Origin of the sequence: Thauera sp. SDU_THAU2 (genome assembly GCF_038260575.1) — a bacterium.
In the GTDB taxonomy this organism is placed as follows: domain Bacteria; phylum Pseudomonadota; class Gammaproteobacteria; order Burkholderiales; family Rhodocyclaceae; genus Thauera.
Genome location: NZ_JBBWUN010000003.1, coordinates 3,503,905 through 3,530,483, shown reverse-complemented (window position 1 = coordinate 3,530,483; position 26,579 = coordinate 3,503,905). Strand labels below are relative to the sequence as shown.

Sequence of the window (26,579 nt, the reverse complement as noted above, 5' to 3'; positions counted from 1 at the left end):
GGAGACTGGCCTGCGGTTTAGAATGTGGGCCTTTGTCCAACGAGGTTGAACCATGGCCCGCACCATCATCTCCACGCCCAACGCGCCTGCCGCCATCGGCCCCTATTCGCAGGCCGTCAAGGTCGGCAACCAACTCTTCCTGTCCGGCCAGATCGGCCTCGATCCCGCCAGCATGCAGATGGTCGAAGGCATCGAAGCCCAGGCCGTGCGGGTGTTCGAGAACCTGAAAGCGGTGGCCGAAGCGGCCGGCACCTCGTTCGCCGCCGTCGCCAAGATCACCATCTATCTGACCGACCTGGCCAATTTCGGTGTCGTCAATGAAGTGATGACGCGCTATTTCACCGAGCCCTATCCGGCCCGTGCCACCGTCGGCGTGCGCGAGCTGCCGCGCGGTGCCCTGGTCGAGGCCGATCTGACCATCGTGCTCGACTGATACCGGCTCTGCAGTGGCCCGCGCGAAGCAAGCCGCCGCCCGGACCGATGCCGCCGATGCAAAGCCCGGCCGGGAGGCATCATCTCCCGCCCGGCCCCCTGCGCCGCAGCCGTGGCCGGGCGTGGGAGCGCAGCTCGCCGGACTGCTGGCCAAGCTCGACATCCGCGGCCCGCGGGATCTGCTGCTGCACCTGCCGCTGCGCTACGAGGACGAAACCCGGCTGACGCCGATTGCCGACGCCCGGCCGGGTTTCCTCGCCCAGGTCGAAGGCGAGGTGGCGTCGTGCGAAGTGGTTCTGCGCCCTCGGCGGCAGCTCGTCGCCCGCATTCGCGATGCTTCGGGCGTGCTGGTGGCACGCTGGCTCAATTTTTACCCCTCGCAGCAGAAGCAGCTTGCCGTGGGGCGCCGGGTGCGCCTGTTCGGCGAGCCGCGCGTCGGCTTCTTCGGCGTCGAGATGGTGCACCCCCGCGTGCGGCCGGTGGAAGAGGGCGAGCCGCTGCCCGAAGCCTTGACGCCGGTCTATCCGGCTACCGCCGGGGTGGGCCAGGCGACGCTGCGCAAGCTGATCGACCGTGCGCTGACAAGCGAGCCGCTCGACGATCCGCTGCCGCCGGACGTACTGCGCGCACTGCGCCTGCCGGGCTTTGCCGAAGCCTTGCGCGCGCTGCATCATCCGGCGCCCGATGCCGACCCGGCGGCGCTCGAGCTGCGCGAACACCCCGCCTGGCGCCGCATCAAGTTCGAGGAACTGCTGGTGCAGCAGATGTCGCTGCGGCGCGCCTACAACGCCCGCCGCGCGCGCCGCGCCGTGCCGCTGCCGGTGCAGGATCGCTTGCCGCGCGCGCTGCTCGAAAACCTGCCTTTCCGGCCCACCGGCGCACAGCGCCGCGCAGTGGCCGAGATCGCCGTCGACCTCGCCGCGCCGCATCCGATGCAGCGCCTGCTGCAGGGCGACGTCGGCAGCGGCAAGACCCTGGTCGCCGCGCTGGCGATGCTGCAGGCGGTGGATAACGGCTGGCAGGCGGCGATGATGGCGCCCACCGAGATCCTCGCCGAACAGCACTGGCGCAAGCTGTCGGATTGGCTCGCGCCGCTCGGCCTCGAAGTTGCCTGGCTGTCGGGCAGCCGCAGGAAGCGCGAGCGCGAAGCCATGCTCGAACGCCTGCACAGCGGCGAGTTGCTGCTCGCCGTCGGCACCCATGCGCTGATCGAGGATCCGGTGACGATGCCGCGGCTGGCGCTGGCGGTGGTCGACGAGCAGCACCGCTTCGGCGTGCGCCAGCGCCTGGCGTTGCGCGAGAAAGGCGAGGAAAACCGCCGCCCGCACATGCTGATGATGTCGGCGACGCCGATTCCGCGCACGCTGGCGATGACGCACTACGCCGACCTCGACGTCTCGGTGCTGGACGAACTGCCGCCCGGGCGCACGCCAATCCGCACCAAGCTCGCATCCGACGCCCGCCGCGACGAAGTGGTCGAACGCGTGCGCCAGGCCTGCCTCGGCGGCCGCCAGGCCTATTGGGTGTGTCCGCTGATCGAGGAATCCGAAGCTCTTCAATTGCAGACGGCGGTCGAGACTTTCGAGGCCCTGGCCGAAGCGCTGCCCGAACTGCGCGTCGGCCTGGTGCACGGCCGGCTCAAGGCGGACGAAAAGTCGGCGGCGATGAAAGCCTTCTCCGCAGGCGAAATCGACGTGCTGGTCGCCACCACCGTCATCGAGGTCGGTGTCGACGTGCCCAATGCCAGCCTGATGGTCATCGAGCACGCCGAACGCTTCGGCCTTGCTCAACTGCACCAGTTGCGCGGCCGTGTCGGCCGCGGCAGCGCCGAATCGGTCTGCATCCTGATCTACGCCCAGCCGCTGTCGCAGACCGGCCGCGAACGCCTGAAAGTGATCTACGAGAACACCGATGGCTTCGAGATCGCCCGCGCCGACCTGCGCATCCGCGGCCCCGGCGAATTCGTCGGCGCCCGCCAGAGCGGCCTGCCGCTGCTGCGCTACGCGAGCCTGGAGAACGACACCGACCTGATCGAGCCCGCGCGCGAACTCGCCGAGCGCATGCTGCGCGACATGCCGGAAGCGGCCGAACGTCTGATGCAGCGCTGGCTGGGTGGGCGCGAGGCGCTGCTACGGGCGTAGCCGGAAAAGCGTACCGGGATCTGCCCCTCGAAACCTGTCCAGCGGACTCACCACGCCAGGCCCGCCGCCATTGCGCGAGGCATGCAGGCGGGCTCCAGTTTCACTACACTTCGGGCATGGAAAGCTCTGGAGCGAAGCCATGACGACACTCGAACGGCTGGCCGATCAACGCGAAAAACTGCTGCACGCAACCGCCGCGCATCGGGGGCGTAATCTGCGCGTATTTGGCTCCGTCGCCCGCGGCGAGGATGGCCCCCCGGCTCCGATATCGACTTTCTGGTCGAATTCGACCCTCAAGCTTCGCTGCTCGATCTCATCGGCCTCAAGCAAGACCTCGAAGCCATCGTCGGCAGACGGGCCGACGTCGTCACGCCGAACAGCATCAGTCCCTTTCTGCGTGAGCGGATCCTCAACGAGGCTCGTCCGCTGTGAGCCGTGACGCGCGCGTTTTTCTGAATCACATCCTGCTCTGTCTGGAGCGTATCCAGGCATATACCGGCGAGGGACGAGAGGCATTTCTTTCCGATTCGAAGACTCAACTGACGGCAAGGAGACTGCCCGAGAGCGCCCCTCAAACTCTGTCCAGCGGACTCACCACCCCCATTCCGCCGCGGTTGAGCACATGGGTGTAGATCATCGTCGTCTTCACATCGGCATGGCCGAGCAATTCCTGCACGGTACGAATGTCGTAGCCACCTTCCAGCATGTGGGTGGCAAAACTGTGGCGCAAGGCATGGCAGCTCACCGGCTTGTCGATGCCCGCCGCCTTCGCCGCAGCATGAACCGCCTTCTGCAAGCTGCTCTCATGCAGATGATGACGCCTCACCGTGCCGTCCGCGGGTCGGCCGCCAGCAGTCGCCTCACCTCGTCCGCCGTCAACACCACCGGCAAGCGCTGCGGACGCTTCGCGCGCGCAAAAGCGCCCAGCTCGCCCAAGGGCTGTTCCAGCACCTGAGCGTAAAAGAACACCAGCGCATTGAGCGCCTGATTCTGCGTATTGGCCGCCACTTGCCCCTGCACTGCGAGAGCTTGCAGAAAAGCCTTCACCTGTGCCGCCCCCGCCTGCACTGAGTCGCGACCGCCGATAAAGCGCAGATAGCGCTCAAGCCATCCAAGATAGGCTTGCTCAGTGCGAATCGAATAATTGCGCTGTCGGATCACCGCTACCAGGCGGTCACCCGGTGTAGGCCGCGAACCGCCATCGTCATTTCCCGTGGGCAAGGACGGCGGACTGGTCATTGCGCGTGCAATCGTTGGATGGCTTGCCCCCAGGGTACGGACCCCCTTCGCTCCAGAACGCCCAATCCACCTCGGTCGCTGCAGGCGCCCCCACCATTGCCAACAAGTGGCGCACCGCATCCACCGGCTGCGTAAACTGCCACGCCGGCATTCCGTCTACCCTGCCCAGCTTGTCCAGCCAGGACTTCACGATGGCCGCCGAGTGAGTGGCGATGCGCTGTCCGTCGGCCGCCTTGACATAGGCCGCGGCGTGGCAGGCGTATCACTGCAGCGCCGCCGGTTTCACACCGGATTTAGCGAGTGAAAACCGGTACTTACGCCAGAATCGAGCTACCGTGTCAGAGTGGTTTGACAAGGTCATGGGCCTGGACTAACGTCATCGTCGATGCAGTTGGAAGTTGTAGGCGTAAAATGCTAAACAAATAATTTGGGGCGGGCAATATGTGGATTCCGTCTCTCATCCGCCGGCCCGTTCCGTCTACTACACTGTTAGGCCCTATGAGAGTCGGTAAAGCACTTGGTTTCGTGACATCTTTGGCAGCAGCCTGTGCGATAGCGGTTGGCATCTATTGGTACGTAGCACTAAGTCCGACAGAATTCGATCGCGCTATATGGCTGCAAGGTGAGAGTGCTACTGATTACCCACGCCTCCGTATGGCTGACGGCCTGTTGAGGTCGGAGGTTCTGCTGGGCAAGTCCAAAGCAGAGATTGAGGCTATGCTCGGCCCGCCAACCACTACGGACAAGTTCAGAGACTCAGGCTTGGTCTACTGGCTGGGCCCTATCCGTGGATTCATTCGCATTGATAGTGAGTGGCTGACGCTAAATTTTGATCAGGCTGGCAAAGTCCATGATGCTCAGATTGTCATGGACTAGGGCCTAACAATTCATTCAAGCCGACGCCACTTCGTGGCGCGGCTTAACTCAAGCGTTAGGCGGCATTGGGAGATCATCATGAGCGACGAGAAAGAAATCAGAAATCTCGTGCAGAATTGGATGGCTGCAACAAAAGCCGGTGATTCTGCGACTGTGCTTAGCCTAATGACGGACGACGTGGTGTTCCTGGTTCCGGGTCAAGAACCTTTTGGCAAGTCCGTATTTGAAAAGGCATCGGAAGCCCAAGCCGAATCGTCAGTTGAGTTCGACGGTCATAGTGAAATCCTAGAGGTGAAAGTTCTAGGTGACTGGGCTTACATGCTCACAAAAATCAAAGTCGTCGCCACTCTGCCTGACAAAGAGAAACCCATGGTTCGCGCCGGTCACACACTTACCATTCTGCGCAAAGAGTCCGGGGTGTGGAAAATTGCTCGTGATGCGAACTTGCTTGCACCAGTCAATGAGTCCAGCGATGGCGCCTAACAATTCATTCAAGCCGACGCCGCTTCGCGGCGCGGCTTAACTCAGGCGTTAGCAATCAAGGGGAAAGAATGTCACTCCCGAATGTATACAGCATGAGCTATGGGCAGCTTGGTGACTTTTTGGCGAAGATCCAGGACGGCCAAGCGCCCGAAAACTTTACCCAACAGCACTTGAAAGACATTGGGTTCGGCTCGTCAAATCACCGCACCTACATTCCTCTCCTTAAAGCTATTGGCTTCCTAACGCCTAGCGGAGTTCCTACTGAACGCTACCACGCGTACCGAGATACGTCGCAGGCGCGGGCAGTGCTGGGAGCGGCACTGAAGGATGCGTACAGCGACCTTTTCGTTATCAAAGCGAACCCGACCGAAAGAGACCGCGACCTCATCCAAGGGAAGTTTAAGAGCACGCACAACACAAGCGACCGGGTGGCCGAGCTTATGGCAAAGACCTTTTTCGGCCTGCTCAAGCAGGCCGACATCGACCATGTGCTATCCAAACCTAAAGCCGCAACAGTTCAAGAGGAAACGCCTGCCCTTGCGCCCGCAGCGCCGACACCTCAACCCACCGTACACGTTAAGGCCCCGGGTCTGCACTACAACATTCAGATCCACTTACCTGCCACCAAAGACGTCGAGGTGTATAACGCAATCTTTAAGTCGCTGAAGGAGCACCTCCTTGGCTGACTCGCACAAAGACATGAGGGACTTCCTTTTCCGGGGTCTCATGTTCGAGTCGGAGGCTGCGCAATTCCAGAGAGCGGGCATTCAGATCGGCGCTAGCGACGCGGCATCGGAAGAAGCGCTTCTACAGGAAGTTTTGGCACCATTTGGCGTTGTGCGCCGGAACGAGGCGCTCGAAATGTCGCGTCTGTACGCTCTCTTATTCTGCTTCGAGAATGAAGTGCGCGAACTGATCCGCGAAACATTGGAGGAGAAGGAAGGCGCAGATTGGTGGAAGAACCTGCCTAACAGGTTGATGCATAACCTAGTGAACGATCCTGCGAGTTGATAGTCATAAATCCGTTCCTCAATCCCTTGTCCTGACAGCGATGCGCGGCCCACTCGATCCCCAGTCCTCGATGTTCCATTATTTCTCGCCGGAATCGCGCGTACCGGCCGATCATCCCCTGCGAAGGGTGAAGCAATTGGCCGATCGGGCGCTGAGTGCCATTTCGGCGGACCTGGATGCGCTGTACTCGAGTACCGGCCGCCCGTCGATTCCGCCTGAGCGCCTGCTCAAGGGGCAATTGCTGATCGCGCTGTACTCGATCCGGTCTGACCGGCAGTTCTGCGAACAACTGAACTACAACATCCTCTTTCGCTGGTTCCTCGACATGGACCTGGAGAGCGCAGGCCTGGACCAGTCGAATTTCAGCCGCCTGCGCGAACGCCTGGTGGCGACTGATATCGCCCGCCGCTTCTTTGACGAGGTGGTGAGCCTGGCGCGCCGGCAACATTTGCTGTCCTCGGATCACTTCACTGTCGACGGCACGCTCATCGAAGCCTGGGCCTCGTTCAAGAGTTTCAAGCGCAAGGACGGCGAGCCGCCGAAAGACGGTGGTGATGGCACGGGGATGGTCAATTTCAAAGGTGAGAAGCGTTCGAACGCCACACACCAGAGCAGCACTGATCCTGACGCACGGCTCATGCGAAAGGGTAACGGCCAGCCTGCCAGGCTCAGCTACGGCGGGCATGTGCTCATGGAGAACCGTCATGGCCTGTGTGTCGACATCCTGATCACGGAATCGACGCAGGCCGAGCACCGTGCTGCACGCACGATGCTCACCCGCGCCCGCCGACGGCGTATCCACCCCAAGAGTCTGGCGGCCGACAAGGGTTACCACATCAAGGATTTCGTGGCGCACCTGCGCGCGCATCGTATCCGGCCGCACATTGCTCGAATCGACCATCGCTGCACGCCTGGACTCGATGGGCGCACGACGCGAACCGAGGGCTATCGGATCAGCCAACGCAAGCGAAAGCGGGTGGAGGAAATCTTCGGCTGGCTCAAGACGGTCGGTGGGTTGCGCAAGACGCGATTCATCGGGCAGGCGAAGACGCAAATGGCGGCCTTCATTTCTGGCGCAGCCTACAACTTGTTGAGAATCGCGAAATTGGGAAATGCGGGAGGAACGGCGTGAGTCGGGCAAACGAACCAGGGGCTGATCGGTCTCGGAACGTCCATGCCGGCAATGTGGGTCGCATTGAAAGCCCCATTCTCTCGACGAAGTCCCTGTGAAGATCAATTTGAACCCCTGGGTTAGTCCGGTGTTCAGCTCTTTTGCATCAGCCTGTTAGGGCTCAAGACAGAAGGGAGGCTCGTGAGCGAGAATCAAGAATCAGAATTTGATTATGAGGGGTATGCGAAGGCGCTTGAGCGTTCTTTGGCGCTAGCCGAAAAGGACTACTGGACGCAGTACGTGAACATCAATCGACATCAGGTTAATGTTTCAAAGACTTATCTTTGGGTTGCAGTTGCACTACTTGGCGTATACGCGGGCATTATCGGAAAGTACCCTACTCATTTCATTTTGAGTGGATGTGCAGTGCTGTTTGCCGTTGCAGCAATTCTGTCAGCAGTCGTAGCATTCGGTATTTGCTTATACGCAATGCCAGCAAGAGGCGGTTACAAAGCGATTCCGGATATTAGCTGGGGTGAATTCCCTATGCTCGCCAACGAGCAACTAAAAAGAAAGGAAAAAAACCTATATGTGAGGATGCTTACCACGCTAGGTGATAAGGTGGATAAGGCAAATCACCACAATGTAGCAACAAATCAAAATCGCGCTTCCTTGTTGAGAAAGACTTCTTGGGTTCTTGTCGCATCGTTCGTGTTCGCGCTGCTTACGGGGATCAGTGTTGCAGTTCCGTTTCTCCTTAACTCAAACCACAACGTGGAGGTAGTCATGCCAGAAGACACGCAAAACCAGCCCCAAAACCAGAGTTCAGAGTCCGCTCCGGACGTTCCAACCCCAGCAGGCCCAATCTCCGGCGGAAATCCTGATATGTCCACTCATAGTGCCCAGCCTGCTAGGGCAGGGACTATCCGCATTACGGAAAGCGACAACAGTGGGTCGATAGAGGAGAAGTAGTTACCCGAACATCCCGCTCGAGTCGACCGCGAGGACGCTGGCGTGCCCTCGCATCGGCTCAGCGAAGCGTTAGGCGTCACCATGCCACCTAGTCATTGCGTCCTACTGCGGGAGTGAATTCGACCCAGACTCTCAGTCGACTTTTTCCGCTTTCAACTGCTCCTTTCACCCGATGCATCCGAGAAGCATTGGGAACACCGGTCCTCGTGGCGACTATGCAGAACTCTGGGTCTTTCCTTGCTGCGGCAAGGGTCACGCCGGCGCGATCGACGGCGCTGGGTCCGATGTCATCCGCCCCGTGCTGTCGCCTGCGCAGGCCACGAACACATTCTTTGCCAGATCCACTCCAATCGTCGTAGCATTCATTTGGATTTCTCCTTTTGCGTCTTTAGATTGAACCTCAGCAATTCAATCTTGGCACTTCGATGCCGGGCCGAGCAGGCCAGCAGCGGAAGTGGGAAGCCCCTTTATAGTCATTCAAGTCCACGTTGCTTTGCAATGCGGCTTAATTTAGATATCAGCAAGCATGTCTGCCAAAACCTCACTTGTTCGTTGGCTGCGTATCCTGTGCGCCTTGATTGCTCTTGCCTTTGGGGTGCTTGCATTTGCATCCGGTTTCGTCGGTAGCGATCCCATCAGTTTTGGCGGCTCAGGGAACCAGTACTATCGCATTTTTGCCGCACACTCTCCATATTTTTGGCTGTGGGGCTTGCTGGGTTTTTCGGCTGGTGCAGCTCTTTTACTTTTCCCATGGCTTCGTCGCCATAAAGAGGCGCTGTGACCTTCATAACTCGCTCAACTTTGCTCCCTTCGGTCGCTGGGCGCTTGGCGATAAAGCCGCGCAGCGCTAGTTAGCTCTACGTTAGCCGGCATGGAAAATTTCACTATCGACTGTAACGAGATTTTGGATGAGGCGGATGGCGTGAATATTGATTTCAAGTGGTCTCGGCTGGACTCTCTTACAGCGCTGGAGCTATACGGGATCATCGGCGCCCGTGAATCAGTTTTTGTTGTCGAGCAAAATTGCCCCTATCAGGAAACCGATGGGATGGATCTCCATGCTTGGCATTTGTCCGCTTTCATGGATGGCGAGCTGGCTGCTTATGCCAGGGTTGTTGACCCTGGGATCAAGTACAGCGAACCCTCAATCGGCCGCGTCATGACTATCAAGAAGTTCAGGGGACTGAAGGTTGGCCGCCGGTTGCTGGAGGAGGCCATAAAGTTCACAGAGGCAACTTTCCCGATGAGCGGGATCAAGATTGGCGCACAGGTGTATCTGAAAAGATGTCGTGGTCAAGTTTTAGTGGACACCGGGATAGGGGATTTCAGGTAGAGGCTTTCTCGTAGTCGGCTGGTGATTGGTATCCGAGCGTGGAGTGCAGCCGGTGGGTGTTGTAAAAGCCGACGATGTAATGGGTAACGTCGGCGCTGGCCTCGGCGGGGTTGGCGTAGTTTCGTTGCCAGACCCGTTCCATCTTGAGGTTCAAGAAGAAGCGCTCCATCACCGCATTGTCCCAGCAGTTACCCTTGCGGCTCATGCTGGCAACCAGGCCGTGACGGGCCAGCAGGTCGCGGTGGGCCTGGCTGGCGTACTGGCTGCCGCGATCGGTATGCACGATCAATCCCGGCTTTGGCTGTCGCAGGACGATGGCCATCTGCAAGGCCGTGCACACCAGTTCGGCGGGCATGTTGGGCGCTGTCGCCCAGCCCACGATCTTGCGTGAGTACAGGTCCAGCACGGCGGCCAGATACAGCCATCCGCGCCCGGTGCGGATGTACGTGATGTCGGCCACCCAGGCTTGATCGGGGGCGCTGGGATTGAAGCGCCGCTCCAGCAGGTTGGCCGCCACCGGCAAGTCATGCCGGCTGTCGGTCCCCCGGAGTCAGAATAGTTGTCGCCTCGTTAGAATCTAACCCTCGGGGGCGATAACGGAAGAACGAAGTGGCCAGATACGGACAAACATTCAAAGACAAAGCGGTCGCCCGGTTGTTGCCGCCGGAGAGCGCTGCGGTGGAGGTGGTTTCGCGTGAGTTGAGCATTTCAACGGCGACGTTGGAGCGATGGCGTGCGGATGCGCTGTCCAGGCCCGCTCGCGAGCGGGCCTGGACAGCGCCGGCCCGATTCGAGGCGGTGCTGGCGACAGCGGCCCTGGACGAGGCCAGCAAGAGCGCCTGGTGCCGTGAGAACGGCGTGTATCCGCAAGAGCTTGAGCAATGGCGCATGGCGGCTACGCAGGCGCTTGCCGAGCCTGAAGATGCGCGTGCAAGCCACCGCGAAACGAAGGCGGATCGGCGGCGCATCAAGGAACTCGAGCGCGAACTGCGCCGCAAGGACAAGGCGCTGGCTGAAGCGGCGGCCTTGTTGGTGTTGTCAAAAAAACTCGAGGCGATCTTTCCGAAGGACAGGGACGAGGACGCATGATCGGCCTGGAAGATCGCCAAGTGAGGGTCCGTCATATCGAGACCGCCCACGCTGCCGGTGCGCGCCTGCGCGCTGCGTGCGAGGTGGCCGGCATCACGGTCAGGACGCTGCAGCGCTGGCGGGCTGGACATGGCCTGATCGGCGGAGATCGGCGCCCGGTGGCTGAACGCCCGATACCTGCACATGCGCTGAGCGCCGAAGAACGTGCCTGCATCCTGGCGGTGGCCAATGAGCCGCGCTTCGCGGCACTGCCGCCGGCGCGGATCGTGCCGATGCTCGCTGACGAGAACGTTTATATCGCCAGCGAATCGAGCTTCCAGCGGGTGCTGCGCGCCCATGGTCAGAACCACCATCGTGGGCGCAGCCGAGCACCCCAGCCCGCTCGCGCGCCGAGCACCCATGTGGCAACGGCCCCCGGCCAGGTGTGGTGCTGGGACATGACCTACCTGCCCACCGAGGTGCAGGGCCAATGGGTCTATCTCTACCTGATCCTCGATTTGTACAGCCGCAAGATCGTCGGTTGGGAGATCCACGAACACGATGACGCCGATCATGCCGTGCATCTGCTCAAGCGCACCGCGCTCGCAGAGGGTATCCATGTACTGACCCAGCAGAACCTGCACAGGTCAGGCCGCTAATGCAAATGTCTCAGCGGGAGTCTTCATGCCCAGCGCTTGGTGCGGGCGCCGGTGGTTGTAGAAGTGAATCCAGTCCCCGATCAGGCGACTGGCATGCTGCAGGGATTCGAAGCGGTGGCGATGCACGCATTGCTCTTTGAGCGTGCGGATCACCCGCTCGACCAGGCCGTTCTGCTCTGGACTATGCGGCGTGATGAACTCCTGGCGCAGTCCGTAGCTCCTGACCAGCGCCGTGAAGCTGCGGCTGGTGAAGACCAAGCCATTGTCCGAGCGCAGCAGGAACGGTTCGGGCACACGGCCCAATGTGCCAAACCGCGCAATCAGGGCCTGCTCCAGTGCCGACTCCGCCGTCTTGGACTTCCCGCTGCGCGACAGGTGCCAGCCCAGCAGTTCGCGGCTGTGGCAGTCGATCACCAGGGCCATCGTCGTCCAGCCATCGCGCCCTGCCCAAACCCGGCACATGTCCGTGGCCCAGCGTTCATTGGGCGCCTTGGCCACCGAGGGCAGAGCCTGGATCCGTGGCCTGAAGCCCACGGGGCGCCTGCGTACCTGCCAACCCTTGAGTTGGAAGATGCGCTGCACCGTGTTCTTGTTGGATCCCAGCAGATGCGCCACCGTCCGGTATCCAAACGACGGGTTCTCCTCAATCATGGCCTTGATCGGCGCCACGAAGCGCTCCTGCAGCGTCGGTACGCCCTTCACCGGCCGGTAGTACACGCTGCGACGCGGCACTTCGAACCACCGGCACAGTTTGCTGATCGAGACGGTGATGCCCTCGGCCTGCAGTCCCTGGCGGATCGTCTCGATCATTTCTCGTCCTCGCCCAGCAGGGACTGCAATTTTTTTCGGGCGCGTAGCTCCAGCATCGCTTCGCCGTAGGCTTCCTGGAGTTCCTTGAGCTGCCGCTCGTACTGCTCACGCACGTCCTGCGGATTGGCCTTCAGGGCGTTCTCCATGCCCTTGCGGCCGTCTTCCATCCAGCCCTCAATCTCAGAGGGCGGCAAGTCATAAGCTCTGCTGGCCTCCGACACGCTGGTCTTGCCCTGGATGATCTCCAGCACCAGTGCCGTCTTGCGCTTGGCCGTCCAGCGCTTGATCTCTTCGTCCATCAACGTACTCATAGTGTTTTCCTCTCACAGTAACACCTGAGCAGGTTTTCACTGGGTCAGTACATCCACGCAAAGCCAACCAAACCCGTTCTGCACGGGGATAACGGCAGCACGCTCAAGGCCACCACCGTGCTCGCGATGCTCCACTGGCTGGGGGTCAAACCGTCGTACTCGCGCCCACGCGTCTCGGACGACAATGCCTTCGTCGAATCCTTGTTCAAAACCGCCAAATACCGGCCAGAATTCCCCGCGCGCGGTTTCGCCTGCCTTCAGCAGGCCCGGGCCTGGGGATACGACTTCGTGCACTGGTACAACTTCGAACATCGACATAGCGCCATCCGCTACGTCACGCCCGCGCAGCGCCATGCCGGTGAGGATCAGGCAATTCTCGAAGCACGTCATCAGACCTATCTTCAGGCCCGCGAACGCCATCCAGCACGCTGGTCAGGCCCAACACGCAACTGGTCGCCGATCGGCGCCGTCACGCTCAATCCTGAACGCGACGCAGTCGTTCTCCACCACCTGCACTCTGAAGACAAAAAGCAATTGGTCGCATGAATCAGGCGACAACTAGCTTGACTCGCTCCGGCAGCTTGAAGGCGGCATCGAAGGTTCTACGGATACGGGTCATGTTTGGCGGGGCTCTCGTTGGGAAGGATCATCCCCTATCGAGGTGGCTACGAGAATTAGACCAGGACAAGATTCTATGAGTCGCTCGGATTCCGCTCAGTGGGGGAGGTGTACGAAGAAGACGGCATACCTCATGTTGATATGATCAGGTCAGAAAATTGTGCTGCGTAACAAGTCGTTCAAGCCGATGCTGCTTTTGGGACGAGCGTTATGCGGCAAAGACGTGTATCGCCTGCTTATGAGACCCTGAATTCGGCGAGGGTTGTAAATCAGGTGGCGTGCTCCCGTCGTGGCGGCGCGTTTGTGCTGGTGCTACCGTGGCCTTGATCCGCATAACATTAGGAGCATTGCCATGCCCATCGCAGTCAATCGAGCCCGTCTCAAATCGGAACGCCGCAAGCGCGGCTGGTCGCAGGATCATCTTGCAGCGGCAAGCGGGGTAAGCACGCGCACTGTGCAGCGCTTGGAACGAGGCGACAAGGCGACCCTGTCCTCGCTTACGGCTCTTGCGTCCGTATTCGCCCTTTCCGTGGATGCGCTCACGGTCTCCAGCAGCCCTGTCCGACGCACCACACCATTGACCATCCTGGCCGATATCGCGCCTAGCCTCGATCGATTTCGCCGCATGGGTTTCGGCGTGATCGAAACAGACAACGTCGGCTGCGTGGGCGTAGTGGCAGGCAGCAGTTATCACATTCTGTGCTCCCAGACCTTCATGGCTTGCCACTACCCTGCGGACATCATCGAGCCGCTCGTAGGGAGAACGATTTCCTACATCTGGGTTTCCTCGCTGGAGACCGCCAGCCATGTTTGGGGCCAAGTCGTCCATCGGGCAGTCACTTCCGGTGGCATACGCGAAGCTCTGGTGGAAGCCGGCGATCAATGGGCCATTCTGGCCGAAACAACCGACTGAGATAGTTACGCGCACATTGCATCGACGGAAGCCTTTTGGATGAGCCCGTTTTGAGCGCGAACCCGGCAGTTAGGCCTGTTTATGACGTCTGCAATTTTCTCATGACCCACCATTCGAGCGGATCTGCGCGAAAAGCCGCGCGGTCCGCCCATTGCTACGTTATGCCATGGGAGATGCCGTGACTCGACGATTTTTCCCTGCATACTCGCGTGGTAGCGACATCCGGCAATGGATGCATCTTTGATTCAGGGTGGGTGTGACCTGCTGGGGAGTGCCTGCCAGAGCGCGGATGCGGGCTTCATCGATTCTTCGTAGAATCGCGAGACCCCAACCTGAAGAGCTCCCGCAGTGCAAGGCTGCCGGACAGCAGAGAGAAATCACAAGAATGATAATTGATTATCCGGCGCATCGCCCCGAGGGCAGCGCCAGCATGCGCGTGCTCACAAGCGGCATCGAGGCGGTCGAGCTGCCGGATCTTCGTTTCGATCTGCTGTGCGACATGGCTTGCCGCATGTTCGGCATGGCTGCGGCGACCATCCGGGTCCAGGGTACAAGCAAGGTCTGGCATGCCGTCGGATCGGCATCCGCCGCATATGCGGAGCTGGCAGCTGTGATTGATGCGGGGGACGGCAGCCCGGTCGCTTCCATTCCGTTCGGTGACGGCGGCGTCGGCCGGTTTTCCCTGTTCGGACCTTCGTCCAGGGCGTTCGGCGCAGACGATCGGCGCCAGTTCGAGCAGTTCGCCGCGCTTGCGGAGGAACAGCTTCGGCTGTTCGAGCTGGCGCAGCGGGCGCTGCGCCGGGAAAGCGATTTCAGATTGCTGGCGGAGGCGTCGACCGACACGATCATACGGGGCGATCTCGATGGCGTCCGGCTGTACGTATCGCCCGCGGTCGAGGAACTGCTGGGTTATGCGCCGGAAGAGCTCATCGGGCGCAGGGCCATCGAATTGACCCATCCCGATGATGTGCCGGCGTTCATGGCGCTGATGCAGGAGGTACGGGCCGGCCGCCTGCGGGGCGGCCGCAGCGAGCAGCGCCAGCGCCACAAGGATGGCTCCTGGGTATGGCTCGAAGCCTTCATCAGGCTGACGCTGGATCGCAACACCGGCCAGGCGGACGGCTACGTCGTCTCGGTGCGTGGCATCGGGCATCGCAAGCAGTTGGAGGCGCAGTTGAAGCATCTGGCCGAGGTGGATGATCTGACCGGGCTCCCGAACCGGGCCGCCTTTTCCGCCTGTCTGGATCTGGCCATCGCACGGGCGCGCCAGGAAGGTGGGAAATTCGTGCTGTTCTACATGGATCTGGATGGTTTCAAACAGGTCAATGACACGTTCGGGCATGCGGCGGGCGATGCGGTGCTGCGTGAAACCGCCGTGCGCTTGCAGGCTTCCCTGCGTGAATCGGATCGTGTGTTCCGCCTTGGTGGGGACGAGTTCACGGTTCTGTCCGACGGCCGGGGCGGCATGGATAGCATTGCGCAGGCGCAGCGGCTGATTGCGGAAATCGCGCGGCCGTTCGTCGTCGATGCGGCCCGCATCTCCATCGGGCTGAGTGTCGGCGTCGCGTGCGGGCCGGAGCATGGGCTGGAAGCCGGCCGGCTGCTGGAATGCGCCGACCGGGCGCTGTACTGCGCAAAAAAGGCCGGCAAGAACACGGTCCGCCTCCACGACGCCGGCGCGGGGGCGTGATCCAGGCAAGGAACCGGTGTTCGCGGGCAATGGGATTAGAATGCCGTCTGTTCCCGCAAGAGATTCCATGCTTTCCTGTCCTCATCGCGAAACTTGGTCGTCGACGCCGCCGCGTGCCACGGTTCCGCCCGTACTGATCCCCTGGCTCACCGATCCTTCGTCGCTCACTGCCCGCATCCGCCGGCGCTGTGGGCGTTTCGGCGTCGAGGTGCTGTACCAGGGGCTGGGGCAGGCCGTGAGGGACGAAGCCGTGCTGCTCGGCCTGCGTGCGGGCGAGCGGGTGTGGGCGAGGGAGGTTCTGCTGATTGCCGACGGTGTGCCGGTGGTGTTCGCCCGCTCCCTGCTGCCGCGCCGCAATGTGCGCGGGGCATGGAACCTCTTCCACGGTTTCGGTGCACGTCCGCTCGGCGCCGCGCTGTTCGCCGACCCGGCGATCGAACGCGCGCCGCTGGCCTGCACCCGGCTCGATGCGCGCGATGCGCGTTATCATCGGGCCCGTGCCGCACTGTCGGCGCGGCAGCCGCCGATGGCGATGGAGCGCGAGCTGTGGGGACGCCGCTCGCTGTTCCTGCGCCATGGCCGCGCGCTGATGGTGAGCGAGTTCTTCCTGCCTGCGATTTTCGAGCTGCCCCGATGACCGAGACCATGCGTTTCAGCGACAAGCTTCCCCATTACGCCCGCCTGATGCGGATCGACAAGCCGATCGGCACGCTGCTGCTGCTGTGGCCGACGCTGTGGGCGCTGTGGTTCGCCGCCGAGGGCTGGCCGCCGCTGCACATCCTGGTGATCTTCGTCATCGGCACCTTCCTGATGCGTTCGGCCGGCTGCGTCATGAACGACTACGCCGACCGCGACTTCGACGGCCACGTCGAGCGCACCCGCGAGCGCCCGCTGGCGACCGGCATGGTCAGTACCCGCGAAGCGCTGCTGCTCGCGGGCGGCCTGTCGCTGCTCGCCTTCCTGCTGATCCTGCCGCTGAATTCGCTGGTTCTCTGGCTCTCGCTGCCGGCGCTTTTCCTCGCTGCCAGCTATCCCTTCACCAAGCGCTTCCTCGCCATTCCGCAGGGTTATCTCGGCATTGCCTTCGGCTTCGGCATTCCGATGGGCTTTGCCGCGATCCTCGGCGAAGTGCCGGCCATCGCCTGGGCCATGCTGCTCGCCAACGTCTTCTGGGCCATCGCCTACGACACCGAGTACGCGATGGTCGACCGGCCCGACGATCTGAAGATCGGCATCAAGTCTTCGGCCATCACCTTCGGCCGCTTCGACGTCGCCGCGGTGATGCTGTGCTATGCGGCCATGCTCGGCCTGCTCGCCGCCGTCGGTGTCGCCGCCGGGCGAGGGCCGGCCTGGTTCATCGGCCTGCTGGTTGCGGCGGCGATCGCCGGCTATCACTACACCTTGATCCGCGATCGCGACCGCGCCGGCTGCTTCAAGGCCTTCCGCCACAACAACTGGCTGGGCGCGGCGGTGTTCGCCGGCCTGCTGATCGACGACCTGCTGCGCCGTGCCTGAGCACGGCCGGTCCGCACCCCTCCGAACCTCTCGTCCCTGGATGCCGACATGCATTTCATGACCGCCCTGAAAGCCGCCTGGCAGCAGCGCAACAGCCTGCTGTGCGTCGGCCTCGACCCCGATCCGGCCCGCTTTCCCGCCCACCTGCAGGGACGGCCGGATGCGATCCTCGAGTTCTGCAGGCAGATCGTCGATGCCACCGCCGACCTGGTGTGCTGCTTCAAGCCGCAGATCGCCTACTTCGCCGCGCGCCGCGCCGAGGACCAGCTCGAAGCCCTGATCGAACACATCCATGCCCGCCATCCGGGCACGCCGGTGGTGCTCGATGCCAAGCGCGGCGACATCGGCAGCACCGCCGAGCAATACGCCGTCGAAGCCTTCGAGCGTTTCAAGGCCGACGCGATCACGGTCAATCCCTACATGGGTCGCGACTCGGTCGATCCTTATCTCGCTTACCCCGACAAGGGTGTGATCCTGCTGTGCCGCACGTCCAATCCGGGCGGCTCCGACCTGCAGTTCCTCGACGTCGGCGGCATCAAGCTGTACGAACACGTCGCCCGGCTGGTGGCGCAGGACTGGAATGCCAGCGGCAACTGCGGCCTTGTGGTGGGGGCCACTTTCCCCGCCGAGATCGCCCGCGTGCGCGAACTGACCGGCGACATGCCGCTGCTGGTGCCCGGCATCGGCGCCCAGGGCGGCGACATCGCCGCGACCATGGCGGCGGGGCGCAGTGCGGACGGCAGCGGGCTGATGATCAATTCCTCGCGCGCGATCCTGTACGCCGGCAAGGGCGAGGATTTCGCCGCTGCTGCACGCCAGGTCGCGCTCGATACCCGCGACGCGATCAACGCGCATCGCTGATCCTGGGGCAACTGCATGAAATACGACGACCTGCGCGACTTCATCAGCCAGCTCGAAGCCCGCGGCGAACTCAAGCGCATCACGCTGCCGGTCGACACCCATCTGGAAATGACCGAGATCGCCGACCGCGTGCTGCGCGCCGGCGGCCCGGCGCTGCTGTTCGAGAAGCCGCTGACGCGCGGTGTGCCGCAGGCCATTCCGGTGCTCGCCAACCTGTTCGGCACGCCGGAGCGGGTGGCGATGGGCATGGGCGAGGACGTTGCCGACGGCGACTGGAGCGCGCCGCTGCGCGAAGTCGGCAAGCTGCTCGCCTACCTGAAGGAGCCGGAGCCGCCCAAGGGCCTGAAGGATGCCTGGGACAAGCTGCCGGTGCTGAAGCAGGTGCTCAACATGGCGCCGAAGGAAGTCCGCTCGGCGCCTTGCCAGCAGGTGGTGTGGGAAGGCGATGAAGTCGACCTGGCGAAGCTGCCGATCCAGCACTGCTGGCCGGGCGATGCCGCGCCGCTGATCACCTGGGGCCTGGTGGTGACGCGGGGGCCGCACAAGAAGCGCCAGAACCTGGGCATCTACCGCCAGCAGGTGATCGGCCGCAACCGCGTGATCATGCGCTGGCTGGCCCACCGCGGCGGCGCGCTGGATTTCCTCGAGCACCAGCGCGCGCATCCGGGCGAGCCTTTCCCGGTGTCGGTAGTGCTGGGTTGCGACCCGGCGACCATCCTCGGCGCGGTGACGCCGGTGCCGGACACGATCTCCGAATACCAGTTCGCCGGCCTGCTGCGCGGTGCCAAGACCGAGCTGGTGAACTGCCTCGGCAACGATCTCCAGGTGCCGGCATCGGCCGAGATCGTGCTCGAAGGCGTGATCCACCCCGGCGACATGGCGCCGGAAGGCCCTTACGGCGACCACACCGGCTACTACAACGAAGTCTCCGAATTCCCGGTGTTCCACGATCGAGCGCATCACCATGCGGCGCGATCCGATCTACCACAGCACCTACACCGGCAAGCCGCCCGACGAGCCGGCGATGCTGGGCCTGGCGCTGAACGAGGTCTTCGTGCCGCTGCTGCAGAAGCAGTTTCCCGAGATCGTCGATTTCTACCTGCCGCCCGAAGGCTGCTCCTACCGCCTGGCGGTGGTCAGCATCCGCAAGCAGTATCCCGGCCACGCCAAGCGGGTGATGTTCGGCATCTGGAGCTTCTTGCGCCAGTTCATGTATACCAAGTTCATCATCGTGGTGGACGACGACGTCAGCATCCGCGACTGGAAGGAGCTGATCTGGGCCATGACCACGCGCGTGGACGCGACCCGCGACACCACGCTGGTCGACAATACGCCGATCGACTACCTCGATTTCGCCAGCCCGGTCGCGGGCCTGGGCAGCAAGATGGGGCTGGACGCGACCAACAAGTGGCCGGGCGAAACCAGCCGCGAATGGGGCACGCCGATCGCCATGGATACCGAGGTCAAGGCGAAGGTCGATGCGATGTGGGGCGAACTCGGCCTGTGAGGGCAGGCGCGAACCGCGGCGGCGGAACACCCGCTTACGTTTGATGTTGCCCCAGTGCCGAACGCCGAGGCGGCGAGGGGGTCGAAGTCGCCGTCACGGATGCCGCCAATCCCGTGCGGCACCTGCAACCGAGGAGAATCGATGAGCAATCCCGTTCCCGCCCCGCTGCCGATCGGCCAGCCGTCCGAGAACATGGTCACCGTCACGCACCTGGTCTATGCGCTGCATGCGTTCGCGGTGTTTTCCGCCGTCGTCGGTTCGGCGACGATCATCTTCAGCTTCATCGCCAGCCTGCCGTCGATCGCGGCGGTGATCCTGAACTACTGGAACCAGACGGCGGTGCGCGGCACCTGGCTCGAAAGCCATTTCCGCTGGCAGATCCGCACCTTCTGGTTCGCGGTGCTGTGGGTGGTGATCGCGGCATTGATGGCCGTGACCGTCATCGGCCTGCCGTTCGCGTTCGCGGTGATTCTGCTTGCCGGGCTGTGGATTCTCTACCGCATCGTGCGCGGCTGGTGGGTGCTGATCCAGCGCGCGCCGCTGCCGATGCCGCCGCAAGGCTGACCGCAGCAAACCGGCCAGCCCTTCAGGGCTGGCCGGCCCAGACCCATTCCAGCAGCGCGTCCTGCGCTGCGGCACTGGCGGCCGCTTCGGGGTGGTTCACCATCATCACCAGCACATGGCGTCGCCCGTTGCGATCCAGCAGGTAGCCGCCGATTGCACGCACGCCGTTCAGCGTGCCGGTCTTGATGTGGGCCTGGCCGCCGGCCGGGCTGTTGCGCAGGCGGTTGCGCGCCGTGCCGTCGAGGCCGGCGACCGGCAGCGCCGAGATGAACTCCGGCATCCACGGCCGCTGCCAGGCCAGCAGCAGCATCTTGCCCAGGGTGTCGGCGCGGATGCGCTCGATGCGCGACAGGCCTGAGCCGTTTTCGATCACTAGGCCATCGACATCGAGGCCGGCGGCAGCGAGCTGCGCGGTGGTGGCGCGGGCGCCGGCGGCGACCATGTCCGGCGCATCGCTGGCCGGGCCGGCGAGGAAGGCGCCGAGATCGGCCAGCAACTGGCGGGCGATGACGTTGCTCGACCATTTGTTCATGTCGCGCACGATGTCGGCGAGCGGCGGCGATTCGTGGCTCAGCAGGGTGCGCACGCCGGGTGGGGCGATGCCGTCGCGTACCTGGCCGTCGAGCCGGCCGCCGGCTTCCGACCACAGCGTGGCGACCAGCGCGGCGCCGTATTCGGCCGGCGGCAGCGGTGCCGCGCTCCAGGTGCGCGGGCCGCAGGCTGCCGGCAGGCTGCCGCTGAGCACGAGGCGGCGGCCGGGCTCGATCCGCGCTTCGAGATCGCGGTACCAGACATCGCAGTTGCTGCCGGAAGTCTGCAGACGGTTGTCGATGACGACACCGGCCAGCGGCGGCTCGGCGACCACGGTCACCGACTCATTGTTGCCGTTGCCGGGGAAGAGCGCGAGCTGCAGGGTGTTGTAGTGCATCAGCAGGCCGTGCGGGCCGCTGTTGTAGGGGCGCAGGCCGCGGCCGTCGAAGGCGTCCGGGTCGTGCGGCGGCAGCTTCAGCACGGAGGCGTCGAGCACGATGTCGCCGCCGATCCGGTCGATGCCGAGCCCGCGCAGGCGCCGCAGCAGCTTCGCGATCCGCTCCTGGTCGAGCACCGGGTCGCCGCTGCCGACGACGTACAGGTCGCCGTCCAGCACGCCCCCGGCGACGGTGGCGTTGCTGGCGAGCCGGGTCGTCCAGGTCCAGGCGGGGCCGAGCCGGTCGAGCGCGGCAAAGGCGGTGACGAGCTTCATCACCGAGGCCGGATTCATCGCCTTGCCGGCATTGAAGGCCATGCCGGGCCGTACCGCGTCCACCGGCTGTACCCAGACCGATACCGCATCCTCGCCGATCCGGGCGCGTTCGAGCGCCAGTTTCACCGGCGGCGGAAGCCCGCCGGCAGCGAAGACGGGGGGAGCGAACAGGATCAGCGCGCTGCAAAGCAGGCCCAGGTAGTGGCAGAATCGCTGGGGTAGTGCACTGCAGCACGGTGAGCGCCGGAGAGGGCGGAGGTGCGCTGCTGCACGACGATAGAATGGGGCCGATGGAGACAATGATGAAAACCGGATACGCCTGTGGGATTTCATGGGTACAGGTGCCGGGAGCATGTGCTCCGGCCTGATTGCTGAGTATCGAGAATGAGTGGATTCGGACATTATGCGCGCACGGCCGACGAGCTTGAGCGCGAAATCTACAAGCGCGGCCTGGCGCTGGGGCTGGACTGGGACGATCAGGGCCGGATGCGGGAACTGGCCCGCCAGGCGCTGAGCACCGAGCCGGGAGGCGTGATGAAGCTCCTGCGCAGCCCGGTCCGCCAGGACAAGCTCACGGGCGAACTGTTCGCCCTGGCCGATCTGATGCTCGACACCATGCGCCAGAGTGCGCAGATCGGCGTGCATACCAGCGGCGGCAAGGCCTGGAAGGCTTTCGGCCGGGCGCTCTATCAGGAGTCCGAGCGTCTTGGCGATGGGAGCGCCTGAAGAGGGCTGCTGAAAGAGGCCCCGGGGCCGGTCGTAGCGTCTTGGGCGCCGGCATCCTTTGGATGATCGCGCCGGCAGTCCCGGCTTCAGCCGCGAAAACGGCCTTGTTGCAACCCGTCCGATCGCTCGATGAACGGCTCAGAGCAGCGGCTTCTCATCCGCGAACAATGCGGCGACGGTTTCGCGTGCGCGCACCAGATGAGCCTGTTCGCCATCGACGATGACTTCGGCGGCGCGCGGCCGGGTGTTGTAATTGGAGCTCATCGTCATGCCGTAGGCGCCGGCCGACAGGATGGCGAGGAGGTCGCCTTCGGCCACGGCGAGCCGGCGTTCGCGGGCCAGGAAGTCGCCGCTTTCGCAGATCGGGCCGACGATGTCGTAGATCTGCGAATCGGCGCAGGGGGCCGCGACTTCGACGACCTCGTGCCAGGCGTCGTACAGCGCCGGGCGGGCGAGGTCGTTCATGGCGGCGTCGACGATGGCGAAGTTCTTCGTCTCGCCGGGCTTCAGGTATTCGACGCGGGTCAGCAGCAGGCCGGCGTTGCCGACCAGCGAGCGGCCGGGCTCGAAGCACAGTTCCTCGCTGCGGCCTTCGAACACCTTCAGCAGCGGCGCCAGGTAGTCGGCCACCACCGGCGGCGCTTCGTCGCGATAGCGGATGCCGAGGCCGCCGCCGAGGTCGATGTGGTCGAGCGTGATGCCGTCGCCGGCGAGGCGATCGACCAGAGCGGCGACTTTCTGCGCCGCTTCGGCCATCGGCACCGGGTCGAGCAGTTGCGAGCCGATGTGGCAGGCGACGCCGGTGATGCGCAGGTTCGGCAGCGCCGCGGCGCGGCGATAGAGCGTCTGCGCGTCGGCGAAGGCGACGCCGAACTTGTTGCCCTTGAGCCCGGTGGAGATGTAGGGGTGGGTTTTCGGATCGACGTCCGGATTGACGCGCAAGGCCACCGGCGCCAGCACGTCCAGTTCGCCGGCGATCGCGTCGAGGCGCTCGAGTTCGGTGGCGGATTCGACGTTGAAGCAGCGGATGCCGGCTTTCAGCGCCTGGCGCATTTCGTCGCGGGTCTTGCCCACGCCGGAGAACACCACCTTGCTCGCCTGGCCGCCGGCGGCCAGCACGCGCGCCAGTTCGCCGCCGGAGACGATGTCGAAGCCCGCGCCCAGGCGGGCGAACACCGACAGGATGCCCAGGTTGGAGTTGGCCTTCACCGCGTAGCAGATCAGCGAGCGGTGGCCGGACAGTGCCTGCTGCCAGGCTTCGAAGGCGGCGGTCAGCGCGGCTTTCGAATAGACGTAGGTCGGCGTGCCGAACTTTTCGGCGAGCTGCGCCAGCGAGCACCCTTCGAGGGTGAGGATGCCGTCCCGGGCGTGCAGGGTCGGCGTCGGCAGAAGACTGAGGGGGCGTTCGAGGTGCTCATCGCGTCGGGCTCACTGGATCGGCGTGTATTGGCCCGGCTGTTCGTCCTGGGCCGGCGGCTGGGAGGGTTTGCTATGATCGGCGCCCTGCGCGGGCTGGCCGGAGGCGCCGGTCCTGGGCGCGGGCAGGTAGAGCGGGCCCTTGATGCCACAGGCCGACAGCAGCGCGCAGGCTAGCGCGATCGCGGTAAGTTTGGCTCGCATCGCCATCATTCACGAAAAACCGGAATGCTATCAGAAGGAATCCGCATGGAAGAGTCCGCATTCAACATGTTGGCCGAGGCCGAGCTGGCGCGCATCGAGAACGCCTTCGATGCCTGTGGCGCCGACATCGACATCGAACCCAAGCCCGGCGGCGTGCTCGAGATCGAATTCGACAACGGCAGCAAGATGATCATCAACCGCCATACCGCCGCCCGCGAGATCTGGGTCGCAGCCAGGTCGGGCGGCTTTCATTTCCGTCCGCTGGAGGGCGCCTGGCGCAACACCCGCGATGACGGCGAGTTGTGGGCGATGCTGGCTGCGCTGGCGAGCGAGCAGGCCGGCGAAACCGTCACCCTGGTCCGCCCGTACTGAAACTCAGCGCCGGATCGGCACCGGCATGCGGTCTTCGACCGGAGCAGGGGCCTGCGCGGCGGGGATGGGCTGCGGCGGCGGGGCGACCGGCGGGATGGCCTCTTCAGGCGCTTCCAGCGCCGGCCCCTGGTCCGACGCGAACATCTCCAGCAGCCAGTTGGGCGCGACCGGCGGTTCGGGCGGATCGTATTCGGCGTACTGGTAATCCATGCGGCTGCCGTCGCCGGCCTCGATCTGGATCAGGCCGCCGGGGCGGGGGCGCTGGATTTCCGGCGTACCCGCGAGCGCAGTGCGCATGTAGTCGATCCAGATCGGCAATGCCGCCGCGCCGCCGGTCTCGCCCCGGCCCAGATTGCGCGGCTGGCTGAAGCCGACCCAGGACACGGCCACCAGGTCGGGGTTGTAGCCACAGAACCAGGCGTCCAGATAGTCGTTGGTGGTGCCGGTCTTGCCGGCGAGGTCGTTGCGCTTGAGGCTGCGGGCACGCGCGGCGGTGCCGCGCGACACCACGTCCTGCAGCATCGAATCCATCAGCCAGGCATTGCGCGGATCCAGCACGCGCGGTGCGCTCTCGCTCGCGACCGGCGGATCGGTGCGCGCGATCAGCTTGCCGTTGCCGTCGTAGATTTCCTTGACCACGTAGGGATCGACGCGGAAGCCGCCATTGGCGAATACGGCGTAGCCGCCGGCCAGCTCCCAGGGCGTGACGCTGCCCGCGCCCAGCGCCATCGGCAGGTAGGGCGGGTTCTTGGCCGAGTCGAAGCCGAAGCGGCCGATGTAGTCCTGGGCGTAGCGCGGCGTGATGTCCTGCAGGATGCGGATCGACACCATGTTCTTGGAGCGGACGAGGGCGTCGCGGATCGTCATCGGTCCGGCGTACTTGGCATCGTAGTTCTTCGGCTCCCAGGCCTGGCTGCCGGTGACGCCGGGGGGGAAGTACAGCGGCTCGTCCTCGACGATGTGGCCCGGACCGTAGCCGCGTTCGAGCGCGGCGGAGTAGATGAAGGGTTTGAAGCTGGAACCCGGCTGGCGCTGGCCCTGGGTGACGTGGTTGAACTTGCTGCGGTTGAAGTCGAAGCCGCCGACCAGCGCGCGCACCGCGCCGTCGCGCGGATCGATCGCCACCAGGGCCGATTGCACTTCGGGAACCTGGCTGATTTCCCAGCCGTTCTTGCCGGTATCGCGGATGCGGACGATGGCGCCGCGGCGGATGCGCCGCGTCTGCGGTGCCTTGTCGGCAAGCATCGGCGCGGCGAAGCGCAGGCCGTTGCCGCTGATCTCGATCTCTTCGCCACGGCGATAGACCGTGACCTGCTTGGTCGAGGCCTGCAGCACCACCGCGGCGAGGAGCTCGTCGTAGTCGCTGCGGCCTGCCAGCAGTTCGTCGAGCTGTTCGGGCGCGGCATCGTTCGGCGGCAGCTCGGCGAAGGCTTCCGGGCCGCGGTAGCCGTGGCGCCGGTCGTAGTCCATGACGCCCTTGCGCAGTGCGGCGTAGGCGGCTTCCTGATCCTTGCGGGTGACGGTGGTGAAGATGCGGATGCCCAGTTCGTAGGCCTTGTCGCCGAATTGCTCGACGGCGATCTGGCGTGCCATTTCGGCGACGTAGTCGCCATGGATGCTGCTTTCCTGCGGCTTGCGTGCGGCGGTATCGCGCTGGCTGCGGGTCGGCGTGGCGGCGGCGATGGCGTTTTCGTAGTCGCTCGGCGTGATGATGCCGGTCTCGACCATGCGGCGCAGCACGTACTGTTGGCGCAGCGCGGCGCGCGCAGGATTGACGACGGGATTGAAGGCGGACGGCGCTTTCGGCAGCCCGGCCAGCATCGCCGCCTCGGGCAGGGTCAACTGGTCCAGGGTCTTGCCGTAGTAGGTACGTGCCGCCGCGGCAAAACCGTAGGCACGCTGGCCCAGGTAGATCTGGTTGATATAGAGCTCGAGGATCTGGTCCTTGCTCAGTTCGTGTTCGATCTTGAACGAGAGCAGGATTTCATAGAGCTTGCGGTTGTAGGTCTTCTCGCGCGTCAGGAAGAAGTTCCGCGCCACCTGCATGGTGATCGTCGAGGCACCCTGGCCGCGGCCGCCGGTGGTCAGGTTGGACAACGCAGCGCGGGCGAGGCCCATCGGGTCGACGCCGGCATGCTCGTAGAAGCGTTCGTCCTCCGCGGCCAGGATTGCATGCTTGAGTAGCGCCGGAACCTCGGCAATGCGAACCACATCACGGCGCTCCTCACCGAACTCGCCCAGGAGGTAGCCATCCGATGTATATACTCGCAACGGGACGCGGGGCTGGTAGTCGGTCAGGGACTCCAGCGAAGGGAGATTGGGCCAGGCGAACAGCGCCATCGCTGCCAGCGTGGCGAGGCCGAGAACCACCAGCGCCAGCAGCGCCGCGATCGGATAGAGGACCCAGCGCATCAGCAGTCCAGGAAACGTCGTTTGGGGTGCGCATTATACGAGATGGCCCCGAGGCTGGCGGTTTCCAGCAGTTTCCTGGTGTGAAGCGTGAT

The 26,579-nt window shown here is 63.7% G+C and carries 27 protein-coding genes and 5 pseudogenes; 23 read left to right on the top strand and 9 right to left on the bottom strand.

The window, feature by feature from the left end; all coding sequences use genetic code 11:
* The first annotated feature begins 52 nt into the window (after nucleotides 1-52).
* The 3 genes from AAFL97_RS18260 (at nucleotide 53) to AAFL97_RS18250 (ending at nucleotide 3,005) form a co-directional block, all read left to right on the top strand.
* Complete coding sequence (locus AAFL97_RS18260) at nucleotides 53-433, top strand: RidA family protein (protein WP_341646122.1); 381 nt, start codon at nucleotides 53-55, stop codon at nucleotides 431-433.
* 121 nt (nucleotides 434-554) lie between these two features.
* Nucleotides 555-2,573 (top strand): ATP-dependent DNA helicase RecG, encoded by a 2,019-nt coding sequence (recG, locus tag AAFL97_RS18255; protein WP_341646121.1) that lies wholly within the window; start codon nucleotides 555-557, stop codon nucleotides 2,571-2,573.
* A 222-nt stretch (nucleotides 2,574-2,795) separates the two neighbouring features.
* Complete coding sequence (locus AAFL97_RS18250; RefSeq protein WP_341647198.1) at nucleotides 2,796-3,005, top strand: nucleotidyltransferase family protein; 210 nt, start codon at nucleotides 2,796-2,798, stop codon at nucleotides 3,003-3,005.
* Nucleotides 3,006-3,144: 139 nt separating this feature from the next.
* On the opposite strand, the gene AAFL97_RS18245 is transcribed toward AAFL97_RS18250, so the two are convergent.
* Nucleotides 3,145-3,369 carry a tyrosine-type recombinase/integrase gene (locus AAFL97_RS18245; RefSeq protein ID WP_341646120.1) on the bottom strand — a complete coding sequence of 75 codons (225 nt, stop codon included), beginning with the start codon at nucleotides 3,367-3,369 and terminating at the stop codon, nucleotides 3,145-3,147.
* A 26-nt stretch (nucleotides 3,370-3,395) separates the two neighbouring features.
* A complete protein-coding gene (locus tag AAFL97_RS18240) occupies nucleotides 3,396-3,812 on the bottom strand; it encodes a site-specific integrase (protein ID WP_341646119.1) in 417 nt (138 codons plus the stop codon).
* Between the two features lie 441 nt (nucleotides 3,813-4,253).
* Here AAFL97_RS18240 and bamE point away from each other — a divergent pair, with 441 nt between their 5' ends.
* The 8 genes from bamE (at nucleotide 4,254) to AAFL97_RS18205 (ending at nucleotide 9,598) form a co-directional block, all read left to right on the top strand.
* The gene (bamE, locus tag AAFL97_RS24780; protein ID WP_445954506.1) at nucleotides 4,254-4,688 is read left to right on the top strand and encodes an outer membrane protein assembly factor BamE domain-containing protein; all 435 of its coding nucleotides are present in this window, start codon (nucleotides 4,254-4,256) and stop codon (nucleotides 4,686-4,688) included.
* Nucleotides 4,689-4,766: 78 nt separating this feature from the next.
* On the top strand, nucleotides 4,767-5,171 hold the full coding sequence (locus AAFL97_RS18235; protein ID WP_341646118.1) for a YybH family protein: 405 nt from the start codon (nucleotides 4,767-4,769) through the stop codon (nucleotides 5,169-5,171).
* A 92-nt stretch (nucleotides 5,172-5,263) separates the two neighbouring features.
* Nucleotides 5,264-5,857 carry a DUF5343 domain-containing protein gene (locus tag AAFL97_RS18230; protein ID WP_341646117.1) on the top strand — a complete coding sequence of 198 codons (594 nt, stop codon included), beginning with the start codon at nucleotides 5,264-5,266 and terminating at the stop codon, nucleotides 5,855-5,857.
* On the top strand, nucleotides 5,850-6,182 hold the full coding sequence (locus tag AAFL97_RS18225; protein WP_341646116.1) for a hypothetical protein: 333 nt from the start codon (nucleotides 5,850-5,852) through the stop codon (nucleotides 6,180-6,182). Before AAFL97_RS18230 ends, AAFL97_RS18225 begins: the two co-directional genes overlap by 8 nt.
* A gap of 40 nt (nucleotides 6,183-6,222) precedes the next feature.
* Nucleotides 6,223-7,314, top strand: a complete 1,092-nt coding sequence (locus AAFL97_RS18220; RefSeq protein WP_341643699.1) for an IS5 family transposase — start codon at nucleotides 6,223-6,225, stop codon at nucleotides 7,312-7,314.
* A 180-nt stretch (nucleotides 7,315-7,494) separates the two neighbouring features.
* Complete coding sequence (locus AAFL97_RS18215) at nucleotides 7,495-8,265, top strand: hypothetical protein (protein ID WP_341646115.1); 771 nt, start codon at nucleotides 7,495-7,497, stop codon at nucleotides 8,263-8,265.
* 526 nt (nucleotides 8,266-8,791) lie between these two features.
* A complete protein-coding gene (locus tag AAFL97_RS18210) occupies nucleotides 8,792-9,046 on the top strand; it encodes a hypothetical protein (RefSeq protein ID WP_341646114.1) in 255 nt (84 codons plus the stop codon).
* A 90-nt stretch (nucleotides 9,047-9,136) separates the two neighbouring features.
* Nucleotides 9,137-9,598, top strand: a complete 462-nt coding sequence (locus AAFL97_RS18205; protein ID WP_341646113.1) for a GNAT family N-acetyltransferase — start codon at nucleotides 9,137-9,139, stop codon at nucleotides 9,596-9,598.
* Here AAFL97_RS18205 and AAFL97_RS18200 read toward each other — a convergent pair.
* A pseudogene (locus AAFL97_RS18200) lies at nucleotides 9,591-10,139 on the bottom strand (IS3 family transposase); the annotation flags it as partial. The gene AAFL97_RS18205 and the pseudogene AAFL97_RS18200 sit on opposite strands and share 8 nt — an antisense overlap.
* Nucleotides 10,140-10,207: 68 nt before the next feature.
* Here AAFL97_RS18200 and AAFL97_RS18195 point away from each other — a divergent pair.
* A pseudogene (locus tag AAFL97_RS18195) lies at nucleotides 10,208-11,292 on the top strand (DDE-type integrase/transposase/recombinase); the annotation flags it as partial.
* 21 nt (nucleotides 11,293-11,313) lie between these two features.
* On the opposite strand, the gene AAFL97_RS18190 reads toward AAFL97_RS18195, so the two are convergent.
* Together AAFL97_RS18190 and AAFL97_RS18185 are read right to left on the bottom strand one after the other, a co-directional pair.
* Nucleotides 11,314-12,135 carry an IS3 family transposase gene (locus AAFL97_RS18190; RefSeq protein WP_341646112.1) on the bottom strand — a complete coding sequence of 274 codons (822 nt, stop codon included), beginning with the start codon at nucleotides 12,133-12,135 and terminating at the stop codon, nucleotides 11,314-11,316.
* Nucleotides 12,132-12,446 carry a DUF1153 domain-containing protein gene (locus tag AAFL97_RS18185; RefSeq protein WP_341646111.1) on the bottom strand — a complete coding sequence of 105 codons (315 nt, stop codon included), beginning with the start codon at nucleotides 12,444-12,446 and terminating at the stop codon, nucleotides 12,132-12,134. Before AAFL97_RS18185 ends, AAFL97_RS18190 begins: the two co-directional genes overlap by 4 nt.
* A gap of 54 nt (nucleotides 12,447-12,500) precedes the next feature.
* Here AAFL97_RS18185 and AAFL97_RS18180 point away from each other — a divergent pair.
* The 9 genes and pseudogenes from AAFL97_RS18180 to AAFL97_RS18145 all read left to right on the top strand — a co-directional run.
* Nucleotides 12,501-12,992, top strand: a pseudogene (locus AAFL97_RS18180) (integrase core domain-containing protein); the annotation flags it as partial.
* Between the two features lie 150 nt (nucleotides 12,993-13,142).
* Nucleotides 13,143-13,235: pseudogene (locus AAFL97_RS24775) on the top strand (hypothetical protein); the annotation flags it as partial.
* A 181-nt stretch (nucleotides 13,236-13,416) separates the two neighbouring features.
* On the top strand, nucleotides 13,417-13,977 hold the full coding sequence (locus tag AAFL97_RS18175) for a helix-turn-helix domain-containing protein (protein ID WP_341646110.1): 561 nt from the start codon (nucleotides 13,417-13,419) through the stop codon (nucleotides 13,975-13,977).
* Nucleotides 13,978-14,362: 385 nt separating this feature from the next.
* Nucleotides 14,363-15,667 (top strand): diguanylate cyclase, encoded by a 1,305-nt coding sequence (locus AAFL97_RS18170; RefSeq protein WP_341646109.1) that lies wholly within the window; start codon nucleotides 14,363-14,365, stop codon nucleotides 15,665-15,667.
* 67 nt (nucleotides 15,668-15,734) lie between these two features.
* A complete protein-coding gene (locus AAFL97_RS18165) occupies nucleotides 15,735-16,304 on the top strand; it encodes a chorismate--pyruvate lyase family protein (RefSeq protein WP_341646108.1) in 570 nt (189 codons plus the stop codon).
* Nucleotides 16,301-17,182, top strand: a complete 882-nt coding sequence (gene ubiA / locus AAFL97_RS18160) for a 4-hydroxybenzoate octaprenyltransferase (RefSeq protein ID WP_341646107.1) — start codon at nucleotides 16,301-16,303, stop codon at nucleotides 17,180-17,182. The genes AAFL97_RS18165 and ubiA overlap by 4 nt, the downstream gene beginning before the upstream one ends.
* A gap of 48 nt (nucleotides 17,183-17,230) precedes the next feature.
* On the top strand, nucleotides 17,231-18,043 hold the full coding sequence (pyrF, locus tag AAFL97_RS18155) for an orotidine-5'-phosphate decarboxylase (RefSeq protein WP_341646106.1): 813 nt from the start codon (nucleotides 17,231-17,233) through the stop codon (nucleotides 18,041-18,043).
* A 15-nt stretch (nucleotides 18,044-18,058) separates the two neighbouring features.
* Nucleotides 18,059-19,550: pseudogene (ubiD, locus tag AAFL97_RS18150) on the top strand (4-hydroxy-3-polyprenylbenzoate decarboxylase).
* Between the two features lie 141 nt (nucleotides 19,551-19,691).
* Nucleotides 19,692-20,114 (top strand): DUF4870 family protein, encoded by a 423-nt coding sequence (locus AAFL97_RS18145; protein WP_341646105.1) that lies wholly within the window; start codon nucleotides 19,692-19,694, stop codon nucleotides 20,112-20,114.
* Nucleotides 20,115-20,136: 22 nt separating this feature from the next.
* Here AAFL97_RS18145 and dacB read toward each other — a convergent pair whose 3' ends face one another.
* Complete coding sequence (dacB, locus tag AAFL97_RS18140; protein ID WP_445954505.1) at nucleotides 20,137-21,483, bottom strand: D-alanyl-D-alanine carboxypeptidase/D-alanyl-D-alanine endopeptidase; 1,347 nt, start codon at nucleotides 21,481-21,483, stop codon at nucleotides 20,137-20,139.
* A 258-nt stretch (nucleotides 21,484-21,741) separates the two neighbouring features.
* On the opposite strand from dacB, the gene AAFL97_RS18135 reads away from it, so the two are divergent.
* Nucleotides 21,742-22,083 (top strand): hypothetical protein, encoded by a 342-nt coding sequence (locus AAFL97_RS18135; protein WP_341646104.1) that lies wholly within the window; start codon nucleotides 21,742-21,744, stop codon nucleotides 22,081-22,083.
* A 138-nt stretch (nucleotides 22,084-22,221) separates the two neighbouring features.
* Here AAFL97_RS18135 and lysA read toward each other — a convergent pair whose 3' ends face one another.
* Together lysA and lptM are read right to left on the bottom strand one after the other, a co-directional pair.
* On the bottom strand, nucleotides 22,222-23,472 hold the full coding sequence (lysA, locus tag AAFL97_RS18130; RefSeq protein ID WP_341647196.1) for a diaminopimelate decarboxylase: 1,251 nt from the start codon (nucleotides 23,470-23,472) through the stop codon (nucleotides 22,222-22,224).
* A 39-nt stretch (nucleotides 23,473-23,511) separates the two neighbouring features.
* On the bottom strand, nucleotides 23,512-23,703 hold the full coding sequence (gene lptM, locus AAFL97_RS18125; RefSeq protein WP_341646103.1) for an LPS translocon maturation chaperone LptM: 192 nt from the start codon (nucleotides 23,701-23,703) through the stop codon (nucleotides 23,512-23,514).
* Nucleotides 23,704-23,748: 45 nt separating this feature from the next.
* Here lptM and cyaY point away from each other — a divergent pair, with 45 nt between their 5' ends.
* Complete coding sequence (cyaY, locus tag AAFL97_RS18120; RefSeq protein WP_341646102.1) at nucleotides 23,749-24,075, top strand: iron donor protein CyaY; 327 nt, start codon at nucleotides 23,749-23,751, stop codon at nucleotides 24,073-24,075.
* Nucleotides 24,076-24,078: 3 nt separating this feature from the next.
* On the opposite strand, the gene AAFL97_RS18115 is transcribed toward cyaY, so the two are convergent.
* On the bottom strand, nucleotides 24,079-26,487 hold the full coding sequence (locus AAFL97_RS18115) for a penicillin-binding protein 1A (protein ID WP_341646101.1): 2,409 nt from the start codon (nucleotides 26,485-26,487) through the stop codon (nucleotides 24,079-24,081).
* Between the last annotated feature and the right edge of the window lie 92 nt (nucleotides 26,488-26,579).

Excerpts from the sequence above, each read along its gene's own strand:
- AAFL97_RS18175 (WP_341646110.1), top strand. The coding sequence starts at position 13,417 with ATGCCCATCGCAGTCAATCGAGCCCGTCTCAAATCGGAACGCCGCAAG.
- AAFL97_RS18230 (WP_341646117.1), top strand. The coding sequence starts at position 5,264 with ATGAGCTATGGGCAGCTTGGTGACTTTTTGGCGAAGATCCAGGACGGC.
- lptM (WP_341646103.1), bottom strand. The coding sequence starts at position 23,703 with ATGCGAGCCAAACTTACCGCGATCGCGCTAGCCTGCGCGCTGCTGTCG.
- AAFL97_RS18210 (WP_341646114.1), top strand. The coding sequence starts at position 8,792 with ATGTCTGCCAAAACCTCACTTGTTCGTTGGCTGCGTATCCTGTGCGCC.
- cyaY (WP_341646102.1), top strand. The coding sequence starts at position 23,749 with ATGGAAGAGTCCGCATTCAACATGTTGGCCGAGGCCGAGCTGGCGCGC.
- AAFL97_RS18145 (WP_341646105.1), top strand. The coding sequence starts at position 19,692 with ATGAGCAATCCCGTTCCCGCCCCGCTGCCGATCGGCCAGCCGTCCGAG.
- pyrF (WP_341646106.1), top strand. The coding sequence starts at position 17,231 with ATGCATTTCATGACCGCCCTGAAAGCCGCCTGGCAGCAGCGCAACAGC.
- AAFL97_RS18220 (WP_341643699.1), top strand. The coding sequence starts at position 6,223 with ATGCGCGGCCCACTCGATCCCCAGTCCTCGATGTTCCATTATTTCTCG.
- AAFL97_RS18235 (WP_341646118.1), top strand. The coding sequence starts at position 4,767 with ATGAGCGACGAGAAAGAAATCAGAAATCTCGTGCAGAATTGGATGGCT.
- AAFL97_RS18185 (WP_341646111.1), bottom strand. The coding sequence starts at position 12,446 with ATGAGTACGTTGATGGACGAAGAGATCAAGCGCTGGACGGCCAAGCGC.
- AAFL97_RS18205 (WP_341646113.1), top strand. The coding sequence starts at position 9,137 with ATGGAAAATTTCACTATCGACTGTAACGAGATTTTGGATGAGGCGGAT.
- AAFL97_RS18165 (WP_341646108.1), top strand. The coding sequence starts at position 15,735 with ATGCTTTCCTGTCCTCATCGCGAAACTTGGTCGTCGACGCCGCCGCGT.
- AAFL97_RS18115 (WP_341646101.1), bottom strand. The coding sequence starts at position 26,487 with ATGCGCTGGGTCCTCTATCCGATCGCGGCGCTGCTGGCGCTGGTGGTT.
- AAFL97_RS18190 (WP_341646112.1), bottom strand. The coding sequence starts at position 12,135 with ATGATCGAGACGATCCGCCAGGGACTGCAGGCCGAGGGCATCACCGTC.
- ubiA (WP_341646107.1), top strand. The coding sequence starts at position 16,301 with ATGACCGAGACCATGCGTTTCAGCGACAAGCTTCCCCATTACGCCCGC.
- AAFL97_RS18260 (WP_341646122.1), top strand. The coding sequence starts at position 53 with ATGGCCCGCACCATCATCTCCACGCCCAACGCGCCTGCCGCCATCGGC.
- bamE (WP_445954506.1), top strand. The coding sequence starts at position 4,254 with ATGTGGATTCCGTCTCTCATCCGCCGGCCCGTTCCGTCTACTACACTG.
- AAFL97_RS18170 (WP_341646109.1), top strand. The coding sequence starts at position 14,363 with ATGATAATTGATTATCCGGCGCATCGCCCCGAGGGCAGCGCCAGCATG.
- AAFL97_RS18240 (WP_341646119.1), bottom strand. The coding sequence starts at position 3,812 with ATGACCAGTCCGCCGTCCTTGCCCACGGGAAATGACGATGGCGGTTCG.
- AAFL97_RS18135 (WP_341646104.1), top strand. The coding sequence starts at position 21,742 with ATGAGTGGATTCGGACATTATGCGCGCACGGCCGACGAGCTTGAGCGC.